The following is a 20,718-nucleotide window of genomic DNA, read 5'->3' as shown; positions in this document are numbered from 1 at the left end:
CCGGGACTGCGTAGCAGCCCCTACGTTCAGTGGCTTGCGCTGCGGCCGCTGCTCACAGGCTCGGTGGGTGCCAGCGGTGGGTGCTCCTGTGCTGCATGCATCAGGTCTTCAGTCACCCGCAACTCGGCACCGGTCGGCGAGAAGGTGGTCGAAGCGGTGAACGGCGCCGGGTGCTCTGCCGCCGGGCGCTTGCCACGGCGCCACAGGAAGAAGCACACCATGGCCAGGTTGACCACGGCGAACGCCCAGAACAGGCCGGGCTCGCCGAATTCGGTCATCATCGGCGAGATCGCCACCGGCGCCATGGCCGACCCCAGCGAGTTGATCAGCAACAGGCCCTGGATCATCGGCACCAGCGCATCGGACGGCGCCCGGTCGGCCGCGTGGCTGACCGCCACCGGGTACAGGGTGAACACGCCGCCACCCAGCAGGAACAACATGGCCGGCAGCAGGACCGAGTCCGATGGCAGGAACACTGTCAGCAGCGACAGCAGCAGGCACAGCGCTGCCAGGGCGATCAGGACATCCTGGCGGTCCTTGCGGTCGGACCAGCGCCCGACCGGGTATTGCAGCAGCATGGCCCCGAGGATTACACAGGCCATCATGTTGCCGACTTCGCCTACCTCCAGGCCGATGCGTTGCAGGTACAGCGGCAGCAGGGTGTAGATGGCGGCAATGGCCACACCCGAACCAAAGCAGCCGACCAGGCCCGACGGTGCCACGCCCAGCAACTGCCGCGGTTTGAGCGGTTCGACCTGGTCCAGCAGGGGCGACACCCGCGGCAGGATCACGATCGGCAGCACCGACAGCGCAGCCAGCACGCCGGCCAGCATGAACGGCGCGGTGTCACCCAGGTGGGTGATTTCGCCCAGGCCGGCCTGGGCGATCACCCCGGCACCGTAGAAGGCGATCATGTACAGCGCCAGCAGACGACCACGGATCTTGGCGTCACCGGCCAGCAACAACCAGCTCTCGATCACCAGGAACACGCCCACCGCCGCCCAGCCGTTGACCAGGCGCAGCAGCGACCACCAGGTGACTTCGTAGAACAGGCCTTGCAGCAGGATGGTCGCCGCGATCAGCGCGGCGAAGCTGGTGTAGGCGCGGATATGGCCGATACGCAGGATCAGCCGGTCGTTGAAGATGGCACCCAGGGTCAGGCCGATGAAGTAGGTCGACGAGACCACCCCGATGGTGGTGGCCGATTCGCCGGCAGCGCCCAGGCGCAAGGTGGTAAGGGAAGACATGAAGCCGTTGCCCAGGGCAATGATGAACAGCCCGAGCAGGGGCGCCAGCGCCATGGCCAGCAAACGCGGAGACATAAGTACCTCGAGTGGGGTCGGCCCGCCACGGCGACGGGCGAAAAGGACGCGCGATTCTAAGGGCTTGGGCGATTTTGCCCAAGGGGGCCAGGCATGCGACGAGACGCCGCAGTCTGCGGCATAATGCGGCCCCATCCCCAAGCAAGGCAGGCCCATGTTCGCCTCACTGTTCGCAGTCCTGGCCCCGGTGTTCATTGTTGCCGGTATCGGCTATGCCTGGGCCCGCAAGGGCCTGGACTACCCCACCGAATTCATCGCCCGGGTGGTGATGACCATCGGCACCCCGTCGTTGGTGCTGTCCACCCTCAGCCGTAGCGAACTGCAGCCGCAAGCCTTCGCCAGCATGGCCATGGCCTGCCTGCTGTGCACCCTGGGCATGGCCCTGGCCGGCTGGCTGGTATGCCGCGCCAGCGGCCGACATTGGCGGGTGCTGTTGCCGGCGTTCATGTTCCCCAACACCGGCAACATGGGCCTGCCCATCAGCCTGTATGCCTTCGGCGAACATGGCCTGGCCCTGGCCGTGGCGTTTTTCCTGACCCTGTCGATCGTGCAGTTCACCCTGGGCATGGCCATTTCCGGGACTGCCGCGTCGTTCAAGGCGTTGCTGCGCAACCCCATCGTGATCAGCCTGGCCGGCGCCATGCCGATCATCTTTCTCGACTTCGAACTGCCGCGCTGGCTGGCCAATACCGTCAACCTGCTGGGCGGCATGACCATCCCGCTGATGTTGCTGACCCTGGGTGTGTCGCTGGCCAGCATTCGTCTGCGCCAGGTCGGCAGCGGCATGCTGCTGGGCGGCTTGCGCATCGGCCTGGGCGCCGCGGTGGGCTGGGCGGTGGGCGTGGCGTTGGCCATGGACAGCCTGGATCGCGCGGTACTGATGGTGCAATCGGCGATGCCTGTGGCGGTGTTCAATTACCTGATGGCGGTGCGCGCCAAGCGTGAGCCAGAGCAGGTGGCAAACCTGGTGATGTGCTCGACCGTGCTGTCGTTTGCCTGGTTGCCGGTGGTGCTGGCCTGGTGGATGTAGAACCGCGACCGGCCTGTCGTCGGCAAGCCCGCGCCGGGCAGCGCCTGTGGCGCAGGCACGGTAGGCGCCAGCCTGCCGATGAGCGGGGCTAGTTGCCAAGCAATCGCTCATCCACCCAGCCTTGGCTGGTCAATACCATCGCCCCGGTTTCCTTGAGCGGTGCGTCAGTGCTGGCCACTGCCTTGCCCAGCTCGGCAATGCTGGCCTTGACTGCCTCATGGCCGGCCCAGGCCGGTAACCCGGTAATCTTGTAGGCATAGGTCACACGCGCCACCTTCTGCCCCATGGCCTCGCTCGGCTCGCTGAACTGCTCGATGGCGGTGACCTGCGCCTTGCCGAAACATAGCCCATTGCCCGCCTTGTAGTACTTGCGGCCTTCGTCAGTGAGGTCGTAGGCATAGTAGATATCAGTGCGCGCCGCTTGCCACAAGCGGGCAGGCACTTCGGTGCGCGAAATCTCCTTTTCGCTGACCACACCGGCCTGAGCCAGGGCGTGCAGCGCCTGGTTGTTGCCATGCAGGTCGAAGTCCTGGGTTCTGGTCGGGAATGAACTGACCACGAAGCAGCGTGGGTACTGGGTGTCGAGGTAGGCCTGGGCGGCTTTGTGAAAGCTGGCCTCGCGGTTGTCTTCGTTGTTCGAGCAACCAGCCAGGGTTGCCAACAGCGCCAGCGGCACGATCTTCCTGTACATGGTGAAACTTCCTTGGGCGATGGATCGGGCTCGATTAGAACCCGCGCGCTAGAGAGGCGCAATCATGGCAAGACGGCATCTCGACCCTACACGCTTCGCAGTGCCGAAGCGGGCGCTGGCCCAGCCTGTTCCGCAGTGTGGAACCACATTCGATTGTGGTTGCGCGGCACTCGCGTTTATCTGTCAACCCAGCACGACCTGCCTCGACCGTCGTGACCTCAAGGCGAACAACAAGAACGGGAAACCGCCCGCGCAAGGAGACTCTACATGTCCCGACATCAGCACATCCTGGCCTGGCTGAACGATGTGGCCAGCGACCTTCAGGCAATCCGTCACGATATCCACGCCCACCCGGAACTGGGCTTCGAAGAAAACCGCACCGCGGCGCTGGTCGCCCGGTTGCTCGCGACCTGGGGTTATGAAGTGCACACCGGCATCGGCAAGACCGGCGTGGTCGGCGTGCTGCGCCATGGCGGCAGCCCCCGCCGCCTGGGCCTGCGTGCCGACATGGACGCGCTGCCCATCGACGAGGCCAGCGGCGCCGTCTACAGCAGCCAGCACCAGGGCCGCATGCACGCCTGCGGCCATGACGGGCATACCACCATGCTGCTGGGCGCCGCGCGCTACCTGGCGGCCACCCGGCAGTTCGACGGCACGCTGACGCTGATCTTCCAGCCGGCCGAGGAGGGCCAGGGCGGCGCCGAGGCGATGCTGGCCGATGGTTTGCTGGAGCGCTTCCCTTGCGATGCACTGTTCGGCATGCACAACATGCCCGGGCTGCCAGTCGGGCACCTGGGCTTTCGCGAAGGGCCGATGATGGCCTCGCAAGACCTGCTCACGGTGACCTTGGACGGGGTTGGTGGCCATGGCTCGATGCCGCACCTGACCGTCGACCCGCTGGTGGCGGCGGCCAGTGTGGTGATGGCACTGCAAACCGTGGTGGCCCGCAATATCGATGCGCAGGAGGCGGCCGTGGTTACCGTCGGCGCCTTGCAGGCCGGCGAAGCGGCCAACGTGATTCCGCAACAGGCGCTGCTGCGCCTGAGCTTGCGCGCGTTGAATGCCGAGGTGCGGGCGCAGACCCTGGAGCGGGTGCAGGCCATTATCGTCCGCCAGGCCCAGAGCTTTGGCTGCCGCGCCACCCTCGAACACCGCCCGGCCTACCCGGTGCTGGTCAACCATGCTGCGGAAAATGCCTTTGCCACCCAGGTCGGGGTGGAGTTGCTGGGTGCCGAGGCCGTGGATGGCAACACCCGCAAGCTGATGGGCAGTGAAGACTTCGCCTGGATGCTGCAACGCTGCCCGGGCGCCTACCTGTTCATCGGCAATGGCGTAGCGCGGCCGATGGTGCACAACCCGGCCTATGACTTCAACGACGACATCCTGCTGACCGGTGCCGCCTACTGGGGCGCGCTGGCAGAGCGCTGGCTCGCGCCCGCCTGAGCGTTGCTTTTGAGACTGCCGCTGGAACCCGGCCGCGCCTGCGCCGGGCGATCACCCAATCCTTGTGTGGAGTGTTTCCTATGCAGACTTCGAACACCGGCGCGTCGCGTACCCGGCAAGTGGTCGCTGCCGTCATCGGCAATGCCCTGGAGTGGTATGACTTTATCGTGTACGGCTTTCTCGCCAGCATCATCGCCCGCCAGTTCTTCCCCTCCGACGACGAATACGCGTCGCTGCTGATGGCCCTGGCTACCTTCGGCGTTGGCTTCTTCATGCGCCCGGTGGGTGGCGTGCTGCTGGGCATGTACGCCGACCGCAAGGGCCGCAAGGCGGCCATGCAGATGATCATCCGGTTGATGACGGTGTCGATCGCCATGATTGCCTTTGCCCCGGACTACCTGGCCATCGGCATGGCTGCGCCAATGCTGATCGTGGTGGCGCGCATGCTGCAGGGCTTCGCCACCGGCGGCGAGTACGCCAGTGCCACGGCATTCCTGGTGGAGAGCGCGCCGGCCCAGCGCAAGGGCCTGTATGGCTCGTGGCAGTTGGTGGGGCAGTGCCTGGCGGTGTTTTCCGGCGCGGCGATGGTGGCCCTGGTCACCCACCTGTGCACGCCGCAGGCACTGGACAGCTGGGGCTGGCGTATCCCGTTCGTGCTCGGCCTGCTGATTGGCCCGGTGGGGCTGTGGATCCGCAAGCACATGGCAGAGCCCGAGGAGTTCGTCGTGGCGCGCCGCCAGGCCAAGGGCCAGTCGCCCAGCCTGTGGCAGGTGCTGCGCGACCACCGGCGCAGCTTGCTGGTGTCGATGGGCCTGGCCTGTGGCGCGACGGTGTCGTTCTACGTGGTGCTGGTGAACATGCCGACCTTCGCCCACAAGAACCTCGGGCTGCCGCTGGACCAGGTGCTGCTGGTGCAGATGCTCGCCGTGGGGCTGATGACCGTGGTGATTCCGCTGTCCGGGGCGTTGTCGGACCGGCTGGGGCGGCGGCCGGTGCTGATGGTCTTTACCCTGGCATTCTTCGTCATGGTCTACCCGTTGTATGTGTGGGTGGCCGCGGCACCGTCGCTGGAGCGCTTGCTGGTGATGCAATTGCTGCTGTGCACCGCCATCGGTGGCTTTTTCGGCCCGGCGCCCACGGCGCTGGCCGAACAGTTCCCGGTCGAGGTGCGCTCCACCGGTGTGTCGGTGGCCTATAACGTGGCGGTGATGGTGTTTGGTGGCTTTGCCCCGTTGATCGTCACCTGGTTGAGCAAGGCGCTCGGCACGCCAGTGGCGCCGGCATTCTACGTCCTGTTTGCCTGCCTGCTGACGCTGCTGGGCACCTATTGCCTGAAGGAAGCGCCACGCACGCTCAAACCTGCCGCCTTGAATCTGGGAGTGAAACCGTGATGTCGCTTGCCATCGACCCCATCGTTGCCCTTGACGCCGAGGCACTGTCCCAGGCCATCCATGCTCGCCAGGTGTCGTGCCGGGAGGTGATGCAGGCCTACCGGGTGCATATCGAACGTTTCAACCCGCAGGTCAATGCGCTGGTGTCGCTGCGCCCGGCCGAGGTGCTGCTGGCCGAGGCCGACGAGCGCGATCGCGAGCTGGCCGCTGGCCATTCGCGCGGCTGGATGCATGGCATGCCCCAGGCGATCAAGGACCTGGCCGCCACCGCGGGGCTGCGCACCACGCTGGGCTCGCCGCTGTTTGCCGAGCAGGTGCCCGGGCAGGACGCGATCAGCGTGGCGCGGGTACGGGCCAGCGGCGCGCTGATTGTCGGCAAGAGCAACGTGCCCGAGTTCGGCCTTGGCTCGCAGACCTACAACCGCCTGTTCGGCACCACTACCAACGCCTACCACCCGGCCCTGGTGGCCGGTGGCAGCAGCGGCGGGGCGGCAGCGGCGCTGGCCATGCGCCTGCTGCCGGTCGCCGACGGCAGTGACATGATGGGCTCGCTGCGCAACCCGGCGGCGTTCAACAACGTGTATGGCCTGCGCCCGTCGCAGGGCCGGGTACCCCATGGGCCGGCGCCGGAACTGTTCCTACAGCAACTGGCCACCGAGGGGCCGATGGGGCGTAGCGTGGTGGATGTGGCCCGGCTGTTGTCGGTCCAGGCAGGCTTTGACCCGCGCGCGCCATTGTCGCTGAGCCAGGGTCGGTATGATTTTGCTGCGGGCTTGCGGCGTGATTTCCGGGGTGTGCGGCTCGGCTGGCTGGGCGACTACGAGGGCTACCTGGCGATGGACGCCGGGGTGCTGAACCTGTGCGAAGCGGCACTGGCGGACTTCACTGAGCTGGGGTGCCGGGTCGAAGCCTGTCAGCCGGCGTTCGACCTGGCGCAATTGTGGCAATGCTGGCTGACCCATCGCCACTTCCTGGTGCACGGCAACCTGGCGGCGGCCTATGCCGACCCGGCCACGCGCGCCCTGCTCAAGCCCGAGGCCCAGTGGGAAGTAGAGGGCGGCCTGCAGCTGAGCGCGGCGGCGCTGTACCAGGCTTCGCTGGACCGCAGCGCCTGGTACCGCGCGCTGGCCAAGCTGTTCGAGCGTTACGATTTCCTGCTGTTGCCAACAGCCCAGGTGTTCCCTTTCGATGCTCGGCAGCCGTGGCCGACGCTGGTCGGGGGGCGGGCGATGGACACCTATCACCGTTGGATGGAAGTGGTGATCGGGCCAACCCTGGCCGGTTTGCCGAGCATCAGCGTGCCGGTCGGTTTCAATGCCGCCGGGCTGCCCATGGGCCTGCAGATCATAGGCCCGGCCCAGGCCGACCATGCGCTGCTGCAGCTGGCCTACGCCCACGAACAGCTCACCCGCTGGGTCGAGCGGTGTCCACCCCAGCGCCTGCAAATGCCATGAAACCGCCGCGCAGGCGCGGATCTTGCTGGCTATCCTGAGCATTCAGCTACAGGGAGGTCATTCCTATGGAAACCACGGCAGATACGGGCGGTGTGCGTTCGGTGGAAAGGGCGCTGGCCATCGTCGACCTGCTGGGCGAACACCAGGCACTGGGCCTGGAAGAACTGCATTACCTGACGGCACTGCCCAAGGCCACGGTATCGCGCATGCTGGCCACCTTGCAGGAGCAGGGCTGGGTCTTCCGTGGCCTCAGCGACCGGCGTTACCGCCTTAGCGCCCGGCGCCTGTTCGGCGACCGCCAGTTGCGCTTCAAGCGGCGCCTGGTGGAAAGCGCCGCGCCCATGCTGCTGGAGCTGAGCGAGCGCACCGGGCTGGTCGCCGACCTGTCGTGCTTCGACGGTGAGCGCCTGGAAGTGATGGAGAGCGCTGTTCCCCAGGTACTGCGCAAGCGCTACCCGCACACCTGCCAGATCGTCGGCCAGCATGCCAGCCTGTTTCACTCGGCGATGGGCCGGGCATGCCTGGGCGAGTTGGCGGAGGCTGAAGTACAGCGCCTGGCGGCGGCCCACGAGCGGCTAGGTGACGAGGCGCTGCTGCGTGATATCGAGGAAGAGGCGAACAAAGGGTTTGGCCAACGAACCGAAGGGCACTGGGAATACCCGGTGCGCTTGCCGTTCCTGATTCGCGCGATTGCCTTGCCGGTGCATGCCGAAGGGCGCCTGGCCGGCAGCATCGCCTTGCACTGGCCATTGGACCAGGCGCCGGTGGAGCGGGTGTCGAGCCTGCATCTGAGCAGCCTGGCGACAACGGTGGGCGAAGTGCAGCGGGCCTTGGCGGTTTAAAACCGCTCAACGCTCCAGGCTGTACATCCGGCACTCCGCCAACAGTGCCAGCAGGTTCGGCTCCCTCTCCCGCGCCTTCAGAAACACCACACCGATATGCTGTTGCACGCGATATTGCGGCTTCAGGGCGATCAACCTGACCCGGTTTTCGTACACCGCCGCAATGCGCCCGGGCAGCAGGGCAAAGCCTACGCCCGAGCTGACCATGCTCAGCAGGGTGAAGATGTCGTTCACCTGCATGGCCACCTTGGGCTCGAAGCCGGCCTGCTGGAACACCCGTGCGCCATCGCGGTGGGTGGCGAAGCCTTGGGTCAGGGTGATGAAGGTGGAGTTGGCCAGGTCGGCCAGGTCCACCTCGGCCTGCCCGGCGAAAGGCGAGTCGGTGGGGACGGCGAGGAAGATGTCGTCGGAGAACAGCGGCAACTGCGCGCAGGCCGGGTCGCTGACGCTTTCGTCGAGCGAAACGAGAATGGCCTCCAGCTCATGGTTCTTCAGGCGCTGCAGCAGGTCGACGTTGGAGCCCAGGGTCAGGTCGATATTGAGTTCGCTGCGGCGCAGCTTCAGGCCCATGACCAGCTTGGGCACGGTTTTCACCGTCAGCGAGTAGAGTGCCCCCAGGCGGAAGCGCTCGGCATAGAAACCGGCAGCCTCACGCGTCTGGCGCACCATCTGCTCGGCGTCCTGGATCAACTGGCGGGCTTTCTTTTCCAGGACATAGGCGCTTTCCAGCGGGATCAGCTGACGGCCTTCGTGCTTGAACAGCGGGCAGCGCAGCGCGCTTTCCAGCGAATGGATGGCGCGGTGCACGCTGACGGCGCTGGTCGCCAGCTCGGCCGCCGCGCGGCCAAGGTTGCCGGTGCGCATGAAGGCGAGGAAGGTTTCCAGCTTCTTGAGGGTCAGTTCTTCGTCGATGAGCATGAGTGATCGCGTCAGGTCATTGCCTGGCCTTGATCAACGCCCACAACGCCGGGTCGTTGAAATCGTCGATGACCAACCCGGCCCCCGCTGCCAGCAACCGCTCTGGCGTCTGGGACGTGGCCACGCCTACGGTGAAGATCCCTGCGCCACTCGCCGCCGCCACCCCTGGCAGCGAGTCCTCGAAGGCCAGGGCCTGCCCGGCCTCGGCCCCCAAGCGCTGCAACCCGGTCAGGTAGGGCAGCGGGTCGGGCTTGGGCCGTGCCAGTTCCTCGGCCACCAGCACGTGCTCGAAGTGCCGGCCAAGGCCCATGGCGCCCAGCATGTGTTCGGCATTGAGCCGCGGTGCGTTGGTCACCACGCACAGCCCCAGTGCATGCGCGCGGGCATGTTCCAGCAAGCGCAGCAGGCCGGGCATCGGCTCCAGGCTGGGCGACAGGTCGCGGAACAGCGCCTCCTTGCGCTCGGCCAGTGCCCGGCATTGCTCGGCACTGGCGCCGACAAACAGCTCGGCGAACAGCTCGCCATTGGCGCGGCCGCTGACCTGGGCCGCGAACTGTGCCTGGCTCAGTTCGCGGCCGTCGTGCTCGTGCAGCAGCTGGCGAAACGCCTGCAGGTGCAGGGTGTCGGTGTCGGTGAGGGTTCCGTCGAGGTCGAACAGCAGGGCAGTCAGCATTGGGTATCCAGATAAAAAAACCACGCGCCTGGGCATGATAGCGAAAGCTGACGACGAAGGGGGCTGTTCAGCGTGCTCCGAAAAGAGTACAAATGTGCTCCATGGATACTCTGACCCCCAAACGCCGCGCGATCTTCGACTTCATCCGCGAGCGCATCGCCGACCATGGCCAGCCACCGAGCCTGGCCGATATCGCCGCGCGCTTCGGCTTTGCCTCGCGCAGCGTCGCCCGCAAGCACATCACCGCCCTGTGCCAGGCCGGCTACATCGATGTCACGCCGAACCAGGCGCGCGGCATTCGCCTGGCCGAACCGCTGCGTCGGCCGGAAATCCTCGAGGTACCGGTCCTGGGCCAGGTGGCGGCAGGTGCCCCCATCGGCCCGGACCTCGACATCCACGAGCAGCTGCTGCTCGACCCCAGCCTGTTCCGCCGCACCCCCGACTACCTGCTGAAGGTGCGTGGCGACTCGATGATCGACGACGGCATCTTCGACGGCGACCTGGTCGGCATCCTGCAGCAGTCCGACGCCCGCGACGGGCAGATCGTGGTCGCGCGCCTGGATGGCGAAGTGACCATCAAGCGCCTGCAGCGCCAGGGCCGCGGTTACCGGCTGTTGCCGCGCAACCCGGCTTATGCGCCCATCGATGTGCGGCCTGAACAGGAGTTCTTCATCGAAGGCGTATTCTGCGGCTTGCTGAGGCGTGACTGATGGGCGCAGTGGTCGACCTCGACCGGCTGCTCGACCAGCGCCGGGTATGGCGCGGCCGGCAGGCCCAGGCGCGGCCGCAGGGGCTGCAGCCCACCGGCCATGCCGCCCTCGACGAACGCCTGCCGGAAGGTGGTTGGCCGGCAGCGGCCCTCAGCGAACTGTTGCTGGCCAGCCCCGGCTGTGGCGAATTGCAATTGCTGTGGCCAACGCTGGCGCGCCTGAGTGCTGATGCTGGCCGGGTGGTGCTGGTGGCACCGCCCTTCATTCCTTACGCCCCGGCCTGGCAGGCTGCCGGGGTGGACCTGCGCTGGCTGGTACAGGTGGACGCCGAACCTGCCGATGCCTTGTGGGCGGCCGAACAGTGCCTGCGCTCCGGCAGTTGTGCAGCGGTGCTGTGCTGGCCGGAACGTGCCGATGACCGCGCCCTGCGGCGTTTGCAGGTGGCCGCTGAAACCGGCCAGGCATTGGCCTTTGCCTGCCGGCCGCAACAGGCAGCGCACAACCCTTCACCCGCTGCGCTGCGTATTGCCGTCGACACCCGCCCGACGCAATGGCGTGTGCTGAAAAGCCGGGGCGGCATGCCACCGGCGCTACCCATCGCCTGCCCGGGGCGGGGCTGATGCACCATGCTCTGGGCCTGCATCCTGTTTCCACAGCTGGCGCTGGACACGGTCCTGCGTGAGCGTGACGACCCCGACACCCCCCTGGTGCTGCTTGGCGGGCCGGCCCAACGGCGGGTGCTGCAGGCGGTCAACCCGGCTGCGGCCGCACTCGGCTTGCGTGCCGGGCAAACCCTGACCGCCGCACGCGCCCTGGCCGAGGGTTTCAGTTGTGTCGAAGCCGACCCCAGGCGCATCGACCAGGTGCAGCAGTTGCTGGCGGCCTGGGCCTACCGCTTCAGTGCCCAGGTCAGCCTGCACTACCCACGCGCGCTGTTGCTGGAGGTGGGTTCCAGCCTGCAACTGTTCGGCCCCTGGCCGGCGTTCGAGGCGCGCCTGCGTCAGGAACTGGCGGAGCTGGGGCTGCGCCAACGCATCGTCCTGGCCAGCAACCCGGTGGCGGCGCGCATGCTTGCCAACGGCCACGATGGCCTGGCCGTTGGCGATGCCGAAGCCACCCGGGCAGCGCTGCTGGGCATGCCGATCGAGCGCATCGGCCTGCCGGCGCCGGCTGCCGAGGCCTTTGCGCGCATGGGCCTGCGGCAGTTGGGCCAGGTCCTGGCCTTGCCCCGCGATACCTTGGCCAGGCGCTTTGCGGCCCAGGTGCAGCTGCACCTTGACCAGTTGCTTGGCCTGCGCCACCTGGGGCTGGCCTTCTACCAGCCACCTGACCGTTTCGAAACCCGGCTGGAGCTGAACTTCGACGTCGAATCACACCAGGCCCTGCTGTTCCCGTTGCGGCGCATGCTCAACGACCTGGCCGCGTTCCTCGCCGGGCGTGATTGCGGCGTGCAGCGGTTCTGCCTGCATCTGGAGCACGCCGACGGGCCGGACACCTTGCTCAAGGTGGGCCTGCTGGCCGCCGAACGCGATGCCGCGAGGCTGTTCGAGCTGGCACGCGGGCGCCTGGAACCGCTACGCATTGCCGCGCCGGTGCGCAACCTGCGGCTGGTGGCCGAGGACCTGCCTCCGTTCGTGCCGCAGCACCAGGCGTTGTTCGACCCACGGGCGCAACAGGCGCAGCCCTGGGAGCAACTGCGTGAACGGCTGCGCGCGCGCCTCGGCGATGACGCAGTCAAGAGCCTGAGCGTAGCCGCCGACCACCGCCCCGAATGCGCCTGGCAGCGGGTAGAGCAGGGCGGCCCGGGCAGCTTGCCGGTGGCCCCCGGCAGCCGCCCGGGCTGGTTGCTGGCGGCGCCGATGAGGCTGGAGGAAAACGGCTACCACGTGCAGGGCCATGCCGAGCGTATCGAGTCGGGCTGGTGGGATGGCGGCGACGTGCGCCGTGACTACTACCGCATCGAAACCCGCGATGGCCTGCGTGGCTGGGCCTACCGCGACCTGAGCCAGGCTGGCCCGTTGTGGCTGCAAGGCTGGTTCGCATGAACGCCCCGGGTTATGCCGAGCTGCATTGCCTGTCCAACTTCAGCTTCCAGCGCGGCGCGTCGAGTGCCGACGAGTTGTTCCGCCGTGCGCGCGAGCAGGGCTACCAGGCCCTGGCGATCACCGACGAATGCACCCTGGCCGGCATCGTCCGGGCTTGGCAGGCGGCCAAGGAACACCAGTTGCAGTTGATCGTGGGCAGTGAAGTCCAGCTGCAGGACGGCCCCAGGCTGGTGCTGCTGGTGCAGGACCTGGCGGGCTACCAGAACCTCTGCGCGCTGATCACCCGGGCCCGGCGGCGCGCGCAGAAGGGCGAATACCAGCTGTTTCGCGATGATCTGCAGCACCACCACCAGGGCCTGCTGGCCCTGTGGGTGGCCGAGGACGGCACCGATACCGCTCCGGGGCAGTGGCTGTACAGCGTGTTCGCTGAGCGCCTGTGGCTGGCCGTGCACCTGCATCGTGGCAGTGACGATGCCCTGCACCTCGAACGCATGCGCAGCCTGGCAGCCAGGGTCGGTATCCGTGCCGTGGCCTGCGGCGACGTGCACATGCACGTGCGCGGTCGCCGCGCCTTGCAGGATTGCATGACCGCCATCCGCCAGCACTGCCAGGTGGCCGAGGCCGGGCGCTTTCTGTTTGCCAATGGCGAGCGGCACCTGCGCAGCCAGGCGCAACTGGGCGAACTCTATCCCGCCGACCTGCTGGCCGAGACCTTGGCCATCGCTGCGCGCTGCCGCTTCGAGCTGAGCGAGTTGAAGTACCAGTACCCTCGCGAGCTGGTACCCCAGGGCCATACCCCGGCAAGCTGGCTGCGGGCACTGTGCGAGCAGGGGTTGCCGTTGCGCTGGCCGGAGGGGCCGAGTGGCAAGGTGCGGGAAGTGCTGGCCAAGGAGCTGGCGCTGATCGAGGCGTTGGGCTACGAGAGCTATTTCCTGACCGTGCACGACATCGTCGCCTTCGCCCGCAGGCAGGGGATTCTTTGCCAGGGCCGGGGGTCGGCTGCCAACTCGGTGGTGTGTTTCGTCCTCGGCATCACCGAACTCGACCCCATGGAACACCGCCTGCTGTTCGAGCGTTTCCTCTCGCGCGAGCGCAACGAGCCGCCGGATATCGACGTGGACTTCGAGCATGACCGCCGCGAAGAAGTGATCCAGTATGTGTTCCGCCGCTATGGCCGGCACCGGGCGGCACTCACCGCGGTGGTCAACACCTACCATGCCGCCGGTGCGGTGCGGGATGTGGCGCGGGTGCTGGGGTTGCCCGCCGACCAGGTGGATGCCCTGGCCAAGTGCTGTGGCCGCTGGAGTGATCGCATACCCGATGACCAGCGCCTGGCCGAGGCCGGTTTCGACGCGGGCAGCCCTTCGCTGCGGCGGGTGCTGGTGCTGGCCGGTGAGCTGATCGGCTTCCCCCGGCACCTGTCGCAGCACCCGGGCGGTTTCGTCATTTCGCAGCAACCCCTGGACGAACTGGTGCCGGTGGAAAATGCCGCAATGCCGGAGCGTACGGTGATCCAGTGGGACAAGGACGACCTGGACATGGTCGGCCTGCTCAAGGTCGACGTGCTGGCACTGGGCATGCTCAGTGCCCTGCGCCGTTGCTTCGACCTGTTGCAACGCCACCGTGGCCGACACTTGACCCTGGCGACCATTCCCGGCGAAGACCCGGCCACCTACGCGATGATCAGCCGCGCCGAGACCATGGGCGTGTTCCAGATCGAGTCGCGCGCGCAGATGGCCATGCTGCCTCGGCTGCGCCCGGTAACCTTCTATGACCTGGTCATCGAGGTGGCGATTGTGCGCCCCGGGCCGATCCAGGGGGACATGGTCCATCCTTACCTGCGCCGACGCCTGAAGCAGGAGCCGGTGACCTACCCCTCGCCGCAGCTCAAGGCCGTGTTCGAGCGCACCCTGGGGGTGCCGTTGTTCCAGGAGCAGGTGATGGAGCTGGCCATGGTCGCCGCCGACTACAGCCCCGGCGAGGCCGACCAGTTGCGTCGCAGCATGGCTGCGTGGAAGCGCCATGGCGGCCTGGAGCCGCACCGCCAGCGGCTGGTACAGGGCATGTTGCGCAATGGTTACGCGCTGGCGTTTGCCGAGCGCATCTTCGAGCAGATCAAGGGCTTTGGCAGTTATGGCTTCCCAGAGTCGCACGCGGCCAGCTTTGCCTTGCTGTGTTATGCCAGCAGCTGGCTCAAGTGCCATGAACCGGCGATCTTCACCTGTGCGCTGGTCAACAGCTGGCCCATGGGTTTCTACAGCCCCGACCAGTTGCTGCAAGAGGCCCGGCGCCAGGGCATCGAGGTCAGGCCGGTGGATGTCTGCCACAGTGATTGGGACTGCACGCTGGAGCCTGAAGCGGGCGCGGCCCTGGCCATCCGCATGGGGTTGCGCCTGGTGCGTGGTTTTGCCGAGGCCGATGCCAAGCGCCTGGTGCAGGCGAGGGCGCAGCGGGCATGGCGCGATGTCGAGGACGTGTGCTTGCGCGCCGGTCTCGACGCGCGTGCCCGCGCCCAGCTGGCCGATGCCGGCGCGCTGCGCGCCTTGGCCCGCGATCGCCATCAGGCGCGCTGGCAGGTGGCGGCGGTGCAGCCGCAGCTGCCCTTGTTCGCCGACGTTGACACTGTGCCGGAAGGCGACGTCGAACTGCCTGTCCCCAGCGTGGCAGAGAACCTGATGGCCGATTACCAGACCTTGGGCACCACGCTTGGGCCGCATCCGTTGGCCTTGTTGCGCTCACGTCTGAGGGCGCTGGGCTGCCGCAGTTCGCATGAACTGCAAGGTGTCGAGCATGGCGACAACATTGCCGTGGCCGGGCTGGTGGTGGGCCGCCAGCGGCCACAGACGGCCAGCGGCGTAACCTTCGTCACCCTGGAGGACGAGCACGGCATGCTCAATGTCGTGGTATGGCGCGACCTGGCCGAGCGGCAGCGGCGGGCGCTGGTGGGGTCGCAGTTGCTCAAGGTCAGCGGGCGGCTGGAGCAGGCCGACGGGGTGCGCCACTTGATTGCGCGGCGGCTGGAAGATGTCAGCCAGTTGCTGCAAGGGCTGGATGTGCGCAGCCGGGACTTCCATTAAAGCGATCCGGGTACCTTGCAGGAGCAACTGTCTTGTTCAATTTCTAAAAGCTGGCGCGGTCTTTGTGGGAGCGGGCTTGCCCGCGAACACGGGCAAAGCCCGTGCCATCCACCGCGGTGTCCTCCGGCATTCTAATCCCCTCACAAGCGGATTATCCGCGAAGCAGGCGACGCGGTGAATGGCACCGGCTGTGCCGGTAATCGCTGCTGAAGCCGCTCCAGCGGTCGCGATGCTTCCAGACCAGCACTGTACCTGTGCAAGCCGTTGGATCCTGCGCAACACAGTTGCTCCACAGAAAGAGCGACCCGTGTAGGTACCTAGACCATCGCCAGCCGCTGCTTGCGCGTCGGCGCCGGGAACGCCCGGTCGATCGCGCGCAGGTCCTCGCTGCTCAAGGTCAGCGAACCTGCCGCCGCATTCAGCCGCACATGCTCGGGGGCTACGGCCTTGGGGATGGCGATCACCCCCTCATTCCGGGTCACCCAGGCCAGGCTGACCTGGGCTGCGGTGGCGCCGTGCCGTTCGCCGACCTGCGCCAGCACCGGGTGCTGCAACAGGCGCCCGGCCTGGGCCAGCGGGCAGTAGGCCATGGTCGGCAGGGCGCGCTGTTCGCACCACGGCAACAGGTCGAACTCAATGCCGCGCTGGGCCGGGTTGTACAACACCTGGTTGGTCGCGCAATCGGGGTTGTGCAATTCGCGCAGGTCGTCGACATCGAAGTTGGACACGCCCCAGCGCCTGATCTTGCCTTGCTCGCGCAAGCGCTCGAAGGCTTCGACGGTTTCTTCCAGTGGGTGCTGGCCGCGCCAGTGCAGCAGGTACAGATCGATGCAGTCGGTACCCAGGCGCGCAAGGCTGCGCTCGCAGGCAGCCGCCATGCCGCGCCGGCTGGCATTGTGCGGATACACCTTGCTGACCAGGAACACCTGGTCACGGCGCCCGGCAATGGCCTGGCCAACGACCGTTTCCGCGCCGCCTTCGGCATACATCTCAGCGGTATCGATCAGGCTCAGGCCAAGCTCGATGCCTTGTTGCAGTGCCGCCACCTCGGCCGCCCGGCGGCCTGGATCTTCACCCATGTACCAGGTGCCCTGGCCGATGGCCGGAACGCTCGAACCTGCCAGTGTCACGTAACGCATGTCACCTCCGGAATGCGGGTATTGGAAAGCAGCACCTCGAGCAGCGCCTGCGCCGCCGTGGAAAGCCTGTGCTCGCTGAGGGCAATCACGCCAATGCGGCGTTCGACCGTCGGCTCGACCAGGGGCACGCAGCGGGCGCCAAGCTCCTGCATCTGGTTGATGCACAGCGCCGGCACGGCACTCACCCCCAGGCCACTGGCAACCATGCGGCCGATCGTCGAAAGCTGGTGGCTCTCGAACGCCACCGCCAGTTTGCCGTGCCGTGCAGCCACGTTCTGCTCCATCAGCAGGCGCACCGCCGAGGGGCGCTGCAGGGCCACGAAGTCTTCGGCCAGCAGTTGCGCCCAGCTGACCTGGGGCAATCGCGCCAGGGGCGAGTCGGCAGGCACCACGGCGACGAAGCGGTCCATGTACAGCGGGTGGAAGTCCAGGCCATCGATGTTGTCCGGTTCGAAGCCGATGCCCAGTTCGACGCGGCGATGACGCACCAGTTCCAGTACTTGTTCGTTGATCACATCGTGCACGGTGACGTTGACCTTCGGGTAGCGCTGGCGAAACACCTTGAGCGAATGCGGCAGCAGGTTGCCAGCGAAGGCCGGCATGGCCGCCACCGACACCCGGCCCAGTTGCAGGGTGAAGCGCTGGCGCAGCATCTCTTCGGTGTCGTCCCAGTCGGCCAGCAGGCGCCGGGCCAGCGGCAGCAGCACCTCGCCCTCGGCGGTCAGGCTGACGCTGCGGGTGGTACGGCTGAGCAGGGCGCCCCCGAGGTTTTCTTCCAGGGCCTTGATGGTCAGGCTCAGGGCCGGTTGTGAGACATGCAGGTGCTCACCGGCCTGGGCGAAGCTCTGGTACTTGGCCACGGTGACAAAGGCACGCAGTTGCTTGACGTTCATGACTGGCCTGCTGGTTGTTTTGCAAAAATTATCAATCGATGATGAAAACAAAATTAACAAATCAGTCGCTTGCGGTGAAGATGTCCCCACACGCTCACCGACAGCCTCGTCGGTTCAACAACTACAAAAGGCGGATCAGCATGGCCGGACTGGACAAGCGCGTTGCAACCTATGAGCAGGCCCTCGAAGGCCTGACCGACAACATGACGGTACTGGCAGGCGGTTTTGGCCTGTGCGGCATCCCGGAAAACCTCATCAGCGAAATCAAGCGGCGTGGCGTCAAGGGCCTGACCGTGGTTTCCAACAACTGCGGCGTCGATGGTTTCGGCCTTGGCGTGCTGCTGGAAGACCGGCAGATCCGCAAGATGATTGCCTCGTACGTGGGCGAGAACGCCGAATTCGAACGCCAGTTGCTCAGCGGCGAGCTGGAAGTGGAACTGACCCCGCAAGGCACCCTCGCCGAGAAGATGCGTGCTGGCGGCGCCGGTATCCCGGCCTTCTACACTGCCACCGGCTACGGCACCCCGGTAGCCGAAGGCAAGGAAGTGCGCGAGTTCAACGGCCGCAAGTACATCCTTGAACAATCCATTACCGGTGATTTCGCCATCGTCAAGGGCTGGAAGGCCGACCACTACGGCAACGTGGTGTACCGCAACACCGCGCAGAACTTCAACCCGCTGGCAGCCACCGCCGGCAAGATCACCGTGGTCGAAGTGGAAGAGATCGTCGAACCCGGCGTGCTGCTGCCCAGCGAAATCCATACCCCGGGCATCTATGTCGACCGCGTCATCGTCGGCACCTTCGAAAAGCGTATCGAAAAGCGCACCGTCAAGGCCTGAGCGCCATCCAGCAGAACAACAAAGAGACCCTGACCATGGCACTGACCCGCGAACAGATGGCGCAACGCGTCGCCCGTGAATTGAAAGACGGCTACTACGTCAACCTCGGTATCGGCATTCCGACCTTGGTGGCCAACTATGTGCCCGCCGACATGGATGTAATGCTGCAATCGGAAAACGGCCTGCTCGGCATGGGCGAGTTTCCTACTGAAAGCACGCTGGATGCCGACATGATCAACGCCGGCAAGCAGACCGTTACCGCCCGTCGTGGCGCCTCGATCTTCGACTCGGCGCAATCCTTCGCCATGATCCGTGGCGGCCACGTCGACCTGACCGTGCTCGGTGCCTTCGAGGTGGACGTGCACGGCAACATCGCCTCGTGGATGATTCCGGGCAAGTTGGTGAAGGGCATGGGCGGCGCCATGGACTTGGTAGCCGGTGCCGAGAACATCATCGTCACCATGACCCACGCCTCCAAGGATGGCGAGTCCAAGCTGCTGCCGCAGTGCAGCTTGCCGCTGACCGGTGCCGGCTGCATCCGCAAGGTGCTGACCGACCTGGCCTACCTGGAAATCGAAGACGGCGCCTTCATCCTGCGCGAAACCGCGCCGGGGGTAAGTGTTGAAGAAATCATCGAGAAGACCGCCGGCAAGCTGATCGTGCCGGATGACGTGAAGGAAATGACCTTCTAAGACACTACCGCAACCCCTGTGGGAGCGGGTTCACCCGCGAATGCGTCGGTACATTCACCGCAGCATTCGCGGGTCAACCCGCTCCCACAGGGCTTTTGCCGTTGCACCCCATAAAACCAATAAAAGGAATTCAACCGTGGCCGCTGAAATTCAAGACAGCCGCTCCGCCCGCTTTGCCTTGCGCTGCTCCAACTGGGCCGAACGCTGGTTCCCTGACTCCTGGGTGTTTGCTGCCCTGGCAGTGCTGCTGGTGTGCATCGGCGCGCTGGCCATGGGCGCCAGACCGACCGATACCGCCAAGGCCTTCGGCGATGGCTTCTGGAGCCTGATCCCGTTCACCATGCAAATGGCCTTCGTGGTCATCGGCGGCTACGTGGTGGCCAGCTCGCCGCCCGCCGCACGGCTGATCGACCGCCTGGCACGCATTCCCGGCAATGGCCGCTCGGCGGTGTGCTGGGTAGCGCTGATCTCGATGCTGGCCTCGCTGCTCAACTGGGGGCTGTCGCTGGTGTTCGGTGGCCTGCTGGTGCGCGCCCTGGCGCGGCGTAGCGAACTGCAGATGGACTACCGCGCCGCCGGTGCAGCTGCCTACCTGGGCCTGGGCGCCGTCTGGGCACTGGGCCTGTCGTCTTCGGCGGCGCAACTGCAGGCCAACCCGGCCAGCCTGCCACCCTCGATCCTGTCGATTACCGGGGTGATCCCGTTCACCGAAACCATCTTTCTCTGGCAGTCCGGGGTGATGCTGGCCGCGCTGGTGGTGGTCTCGCTGGTCATTGCCTACGCCACCGCGCCAGGGCCGAGCAGCGCGCGCAGCGCCCAGGACTGCGGCGTCGACCCCAGCTTCAGCGCACCACCGGCACCCCAGCGTACCCGTCCGGGCGAGTGGCTGGAGCACAGCCCGATCCTGATCCTGCTGCTGGTGGCATTGGCTGCTGGCTGGCTGTACCAGGAGTTCGCCAGCAAACCGGCGATTACCGCCATTTCCGGGCTGAACACCTACAACCTGCTGTTCATCATGCTTGGTGCCTTGCTGCACTGGCGCCCGCGCAGCTTCCTCGATGCGGTGGCGCGTGCGGTCCCGACCACCACCGGGGTGTTGATCCAGTTCCCGCTGTATGGCTCGATTGCGGCCATCCTCACCCAGGTGAAGGGTGTCGATGAACAGACCCTGGCCCACCACATTTCCGTGTTCTTCACCCAGGTCGCCACGCACGACACCTACGCCGTGCTGATGGGGGTGTATTCGGCAGTGCTGGGCTTCTTCATCCCCTCGGGGGGTGGCAAGTGGATCATCGAGGCACCTTACGTGATGTTGGTGGCCAACGACCTGCAGTACCACCTCGGCTGGGCGGTACAGATCTACAACGCCGCCGAGGCCCTGCCAAACCTGATCAACCCGTTCTACATGCTGCCCCTGCTGGGCGTGCTGGGGCTCAAGGCACGTGACCTGATCGGCTTCTCGTTCGTGCAGTTGCTGGTGCATGTGCCGCTGGTGCTGGTGCTGCTGTGGGCGCTGGGTACCACACTGCAATATGTGCCGCCGGTCATGCCATGACGTT

18 protein-coding genes are annotated in these 20,718 nt (G+C 66.3%); 12 read left to right on the top strand and 6 right to left on the bottom strand.

Annotation, left to right across the window (positions count from 1 at the left end; genetic code table 11):
• Positions 1-26 precede the first annotated feature (26 nt).
• A complete protein-coding gene (locus QSV36_RS24780; RefSeq protein WP_289135635.1) occupies positions 27-1,322 on the bottom strand; it encodes an MFS transporter in 1,296 nt (431 codons plus the stop codon).
• Between the two features lie 154 nt (positions 1,323-1,476).
• Here QSV36_RS24780 and QSV36_RS24775 point away from each other — a divergent pair, with 154 nt between their 5' ends.
• Positions 1,477-2,352: an AEC family transporter gene (locus QSV36_RS24775; protein WP_289135632.1), complete on the top strand. Its 876-nt coding sequence runs from the start codon at positions 1,477-1,479 to the stop codon at positions 2,350-2,352.
• 88 nt (positions 2,353-2,440) lie between these two features.
• Here QSV36_RS24775 and QSV36_RS24770 read toward each other — a convergent pair whose 3' ends face one another.
• Positions 2,441-3,043, bottom strand: coding sequence for an SEN1982 family lipoprotein (locus QSV36_RS24770; protein WP_289135629.1), 603 nt, complete (start codon positions 3,041-3,043; stop codon positions 2,441-2,443).
• 267 nt (positions 3,044-3,310) lie between these two features.
• On the opposite strand from QSV36_RS24770, the gene QSV36_RS24765 reads away from it, so the two are divergent.
• From QSV36_RS24765 to QSV36_RS24750, 4 genes are all read left to right on the top strand, one after another.
• Positions 3,311-4,486 (top strand): M20 aminoacylase family protein, encoded by a 1,176-nt coding sequence (locus QSV36_RS24765; RefSeq protein ID WP_289135626.1) that lies wholly within the window; start codon positions 3,311-3,313, stop codon positions 4,484-4,486.
• A gap of 80 nt (positions 4,487-4,566) precedes the next feature.
• Positions 4,567-5,877, top strand: coding sequence for a citrate-proton symporter (locus QSV36_RS24760; protein ID WP_289135623.1), 1,311 nt, complete (start codon positions 4,567-4,569; stop codon positions 5,875-5,877).
• A complete protein-coding gene (locus QSV36_RS24755) occupies positions 5,874-7,331 on the top strand; it encodes an amidase (RefSeq protein WP_289135620.1) in 1,458 nt (485 codons plus the stop codon). Before QSV36_RS24760 ends, QSV36_RS24755 begins: the two co-directional genes overlap by 4 nt.
• Positions 7,332-7,396: 65 nt before the next feature.
• Positions 7,397-8,173: an IclR family transcriptional regulator gene (locus tag QSV36_RS24750; RefSeq protein ID WP_289135617.1), complete on the top strand. Its 777-nt coding sequence runs from the start codon at positions 7,397-7,399 to the stop codon at positions 8,171-8,173.
• Between the two features lie 6 nt (positions 8,174-8,179).
• Here the strand turns inward: QSV36_RS24750 and QSV36_RS24745 are convergent, their stop codons facing one another.
• Positions 8,180-9,091 carry a LysR family transcriptional regulator gene (locus QSV36_RS24745; protein WP_289135614.1) on the bottom strand — a complete coding sequence of 304 codons (912 nt, stop codon included), beginning with the start codon at positions 9,089-9,091 and terminating at the stop codon, positions 8,180-8,182.
• A gap of 16 nt (positions 9,092-9,107) precedes the next feature.
• Positions 9,108-9,764 (bottom strand): HAD family hydrolase, encoded by a 657-nt coding sequence (locus QSV36_RS24740; protein WP_289135611.1) that lies wholly within the window; start codon positions 9,762-9,764, stop codon positions 9,108-9,110.
• 101 nt (positions 9,765-9,865) lie between these two features.
• Between QSV36_RS24740 and lexA the strand changes: the two genes are divergently transcribed.
• The 4 genes from lexA to QSV36_RS24720 are packed head-to-tail and all read left to right on the top strand — an operon-like array spanning position 9,866 to position 15,596.
• Positions 9,866-10,474 carry a transcriptional repressor LexA gene (gene lexA / locus QSV36_RS24735; protein ID WP_502945761.1) on the top strand — a complete coding sequence of 203 codons (609 nt, stop codon included), beginning with the start codon at positions 9,866-9,868 and terminating at the stop codon, positions 10,472-10,474.
• A complete protein-coding gene (gene imuA, locus QSV36_RS24730; protein ID WP_289135605.1) occupies positions 10,474-11,094 on the top strand; it encodes a translesion DNA synthesis-associated protein ImuA in 621 nt (206 codons plus the stop codon). Before lexA ends, imuA begins: the two co-directional genes overlap by 1 nt.
• 6 nt (positions 11,095-11,100) lie before the next feature.
• Complete coding sequence (locus QSV36_RS24725; RefSeq protein ID WP_289135601.1) at positions 11,101-12,519, top strand: Y-family DNA polymerase; 1,419 nt, start codon at positions 11,101-11,103, stop codon at positions 12,517-12,519.
• Positions 12,516-15,596 (top strand): error-prone DNA polymerase, encoded by a 3,081-nt coding sequence (locus QSV36_RS24720; protein ID WP_289135598.1) that lies wholly within the window; start codon positions 12,516-12,518, stop codon positions 15,594-15,596. Before QSV36_RS24725 ends, QSV36_RS24720 begins: the two co-directional genes overlap by 4 nt.
• 317 nt (positions 15,597-15,913) lie before the next feature.
• On the opposite strand, the gene QSV36_RS24715 is transcribed toward QSV36_RS24720, so the two are convergent.
• Together QSV36_RS24715 and QSV36_RS24710 are read right to left on the bottom strand one after the other, a co-directional pair.
• Positions 15,914-16,735, bottom strand: coding sequence for an aldo/keto reductase (locus tag QSV36_RS24715; protein WP_289135595.1), 822 nt, complete (start codon positions 16,733-16,735; stop codon positions 15,914-15,916).
• On the bottom strand, positions 16,723-17,628 hold the full coding sequence (locus QSV36_RS24710; RefSeq protein ID WP_225777953.1) for a LysR family transcriptional regulator: 906 nt from the start codon (positions 17,626-17,628) through the stop codon (positions 16,723-16,725). Before QSV36_RS24710 ends, QSV36_RS24715 begins: the two co-directional genes overlap by 13 nt.
• A 140-nt stretch (positions 17,629-17,768) precedes the next feature.
• Between QSV36_RS24710 and QSV36_RS24705 the strand changes: the two genes are divergently transcribed.
• The 3 genes from QSV36_RS24705 (at position 17,769) to QSV36_RS24695 (ending at position 20,714) form a co-directional block, all read left to right on the top strand.
• Positions 17,769-18,467 (top strand): CoA transferase subunit A, encoded by a 699-nt coding sequence (locus tag QSV36_RS24705; RefSeq protein ID WP_225777952.1) that lies wholly within the window; start codon positions 17,769-17,771, stop codon positions 18,465-18,467.
• Between the two features lie 35 nt (positions 18,468-18,502).
• A complete protein-coding gene (locus tag QSV36_RS24700; protein ID WP_186674200.1) occupies positions 18,503-19,159 on the top strand; it encodes a CoA transferase subunit B in 657 nt (218 codons plus the stop codon).
• A 136-nt stretch (positions 19,160-19,295) separates the two neighbouring features.
• Positions 19,296-20,714: a short-chain fatty acid transporter gene (locus tag QSV36_RS24695; RefSeq protein WP_289135589.1), complete on the top strand. Its 1,419-nt coding sequence runs from the start codon at positions 19,296-19,298 to the stop codon at positions 20,712-20,714.
• The last annotated feature ends 4 nt before the right edge of the window (positions 20,715-20,718 follow it).

Origin of the sequence: Pseudomonas sp. BCRC 81390, from assembly GCF_030341915.1 — a bacterium.
GTDB lineage: Bacteria > Pseudomonadota > Gammaproteobacteria > Pseudomonadales > Pseudomonadaceae > Aquipseudomonas.
The sequence above is the reverse complement of the archived record's forward strand: the minus strand, read 5'-3'. Positions and strand labels throughout refer to the sequence as shown.

What these genes read in the sequence shown, in the direction of transcription:
- QSV36_RS24780 (WP_289135635.1), bottom strand. Translation starts at nt 1,322, where the DNA reads ATGTCTCCGCGTTTGCTGGCCATGGCGCTGGCGCCCCTGCTCGGGCTG.
- QSV36_RS24775 (WP_289135632.1), top strand. Translation starts at nt 1,477, where the DNA reads ATGTTCGCCTCACTGTTCGCAGTCCTGGCCCCGGTGTTCATTGTTGCC.
- QSV36_RS24770 (WP_289135629.1), bottom strand. Translation starts at nt 3,043, where the DNA reads ATGTACAGGAAGATCGTGCCGCTGGCGCTGTTGGCAACCCTGGCTGGT.
- QSV36_RS24765 (WP_289135626.1), top strand. Translation starts at nt 3,311, where the DNA reads ATGTCCCGACATCAGCACATCCTGGCCTGGCTGAACGATGTGGCCAGC.
- QSV36_RS24760 (WP_289135623.1), top strand. Translation starts at nt 4,567, where the DNA reads ATGCAGACTTCGAACACCGGCGCGTCGCGTACCCGGCAAGTGGTCGCT.
- QSV36_RS24750 (WP_289135617.1), top strand. Translation starts at nt 7,397, where the DNA reads ATGGAAACCACGGCAGATACGGGCGGTGTGCGTTCGGTGGAAAGGGCG.
- QSV36_RS24745 (WP_289135614.1), bottom strand. Translation starts at nt 9,091, where the DNA reads ATGCTCATCGACGAAGAACTGACCCTCAAGAAGCTGGAAACCTTCCTC.
- QSV36_RS24740 (WP_289135611.1), bottom strand. Translation starts at nt 9,764, where the DNA reads ATGCTGACTGCCCTGCTGTTCGACCTCGACGGAACCCTCACCGACACC.
- lexA (WP_502945761.1), top strand. Translation starts at nt 9,866, where the DNA reads ATGGATACTCTGACCCCCAAACGCCGCGCGATCTTCGACTTCATCCGC.
- imuA (WP_289135605.1), top strand. Translation starts at nt 10,474, where the DNA reads ATGGGCGCAGTGGTCGACCTCGACCGGCTGCTCGACCAGCGCCGGGTA.
- QSV36_RS24725 (WP_289135601.1), top strand. Translation starts at nt 11,101, where the DNA reads ATGCTCTGGGCCTGCATCCTGTTTCCACAGCTGGCGCTGGACACGGTC.
- QSV36_RS24720 (WP_289135598.1), top strand. Translation starts at nt 12,516, where the DNA reads ATGAACGCCCCGGGTTATGCCGAGCTGCATTGCCTGTCCAACTTCAGC.
- QSV36_RS24715 (WP_289135595.1), bottom strand. Translation starts at nt 16,735, where the DNA reads ATGCGTTACGTGACACTGGCAGGTTCGAGCGTTCCGGCCATCGGCCAG.
- QSV36_RS24710 (WP_225777953.1), bottom strand. Translation starts at nt 17,628, where the DNA reads ATGAACGTCAAGCAACTGCGTGCCTTTGTCACCGTGGCCAAGTACCAG.
- QSV36_RS24705 (WP_225777952.1), top strand. Translation starts at nt 17,769, where the DNA reads ATGGCCGGACTGGACAAGCGCGTTGCAACCTATGAGCAGGCCCTCGAA.
- QSV36_RS24700 (WP_186674200.1), top strand. Translation starts at nt 18,503, where the DNA reads ATGGCACTGACCCGCGAACAGATGGCGCAACGCGTCGCCCGTGAATTG.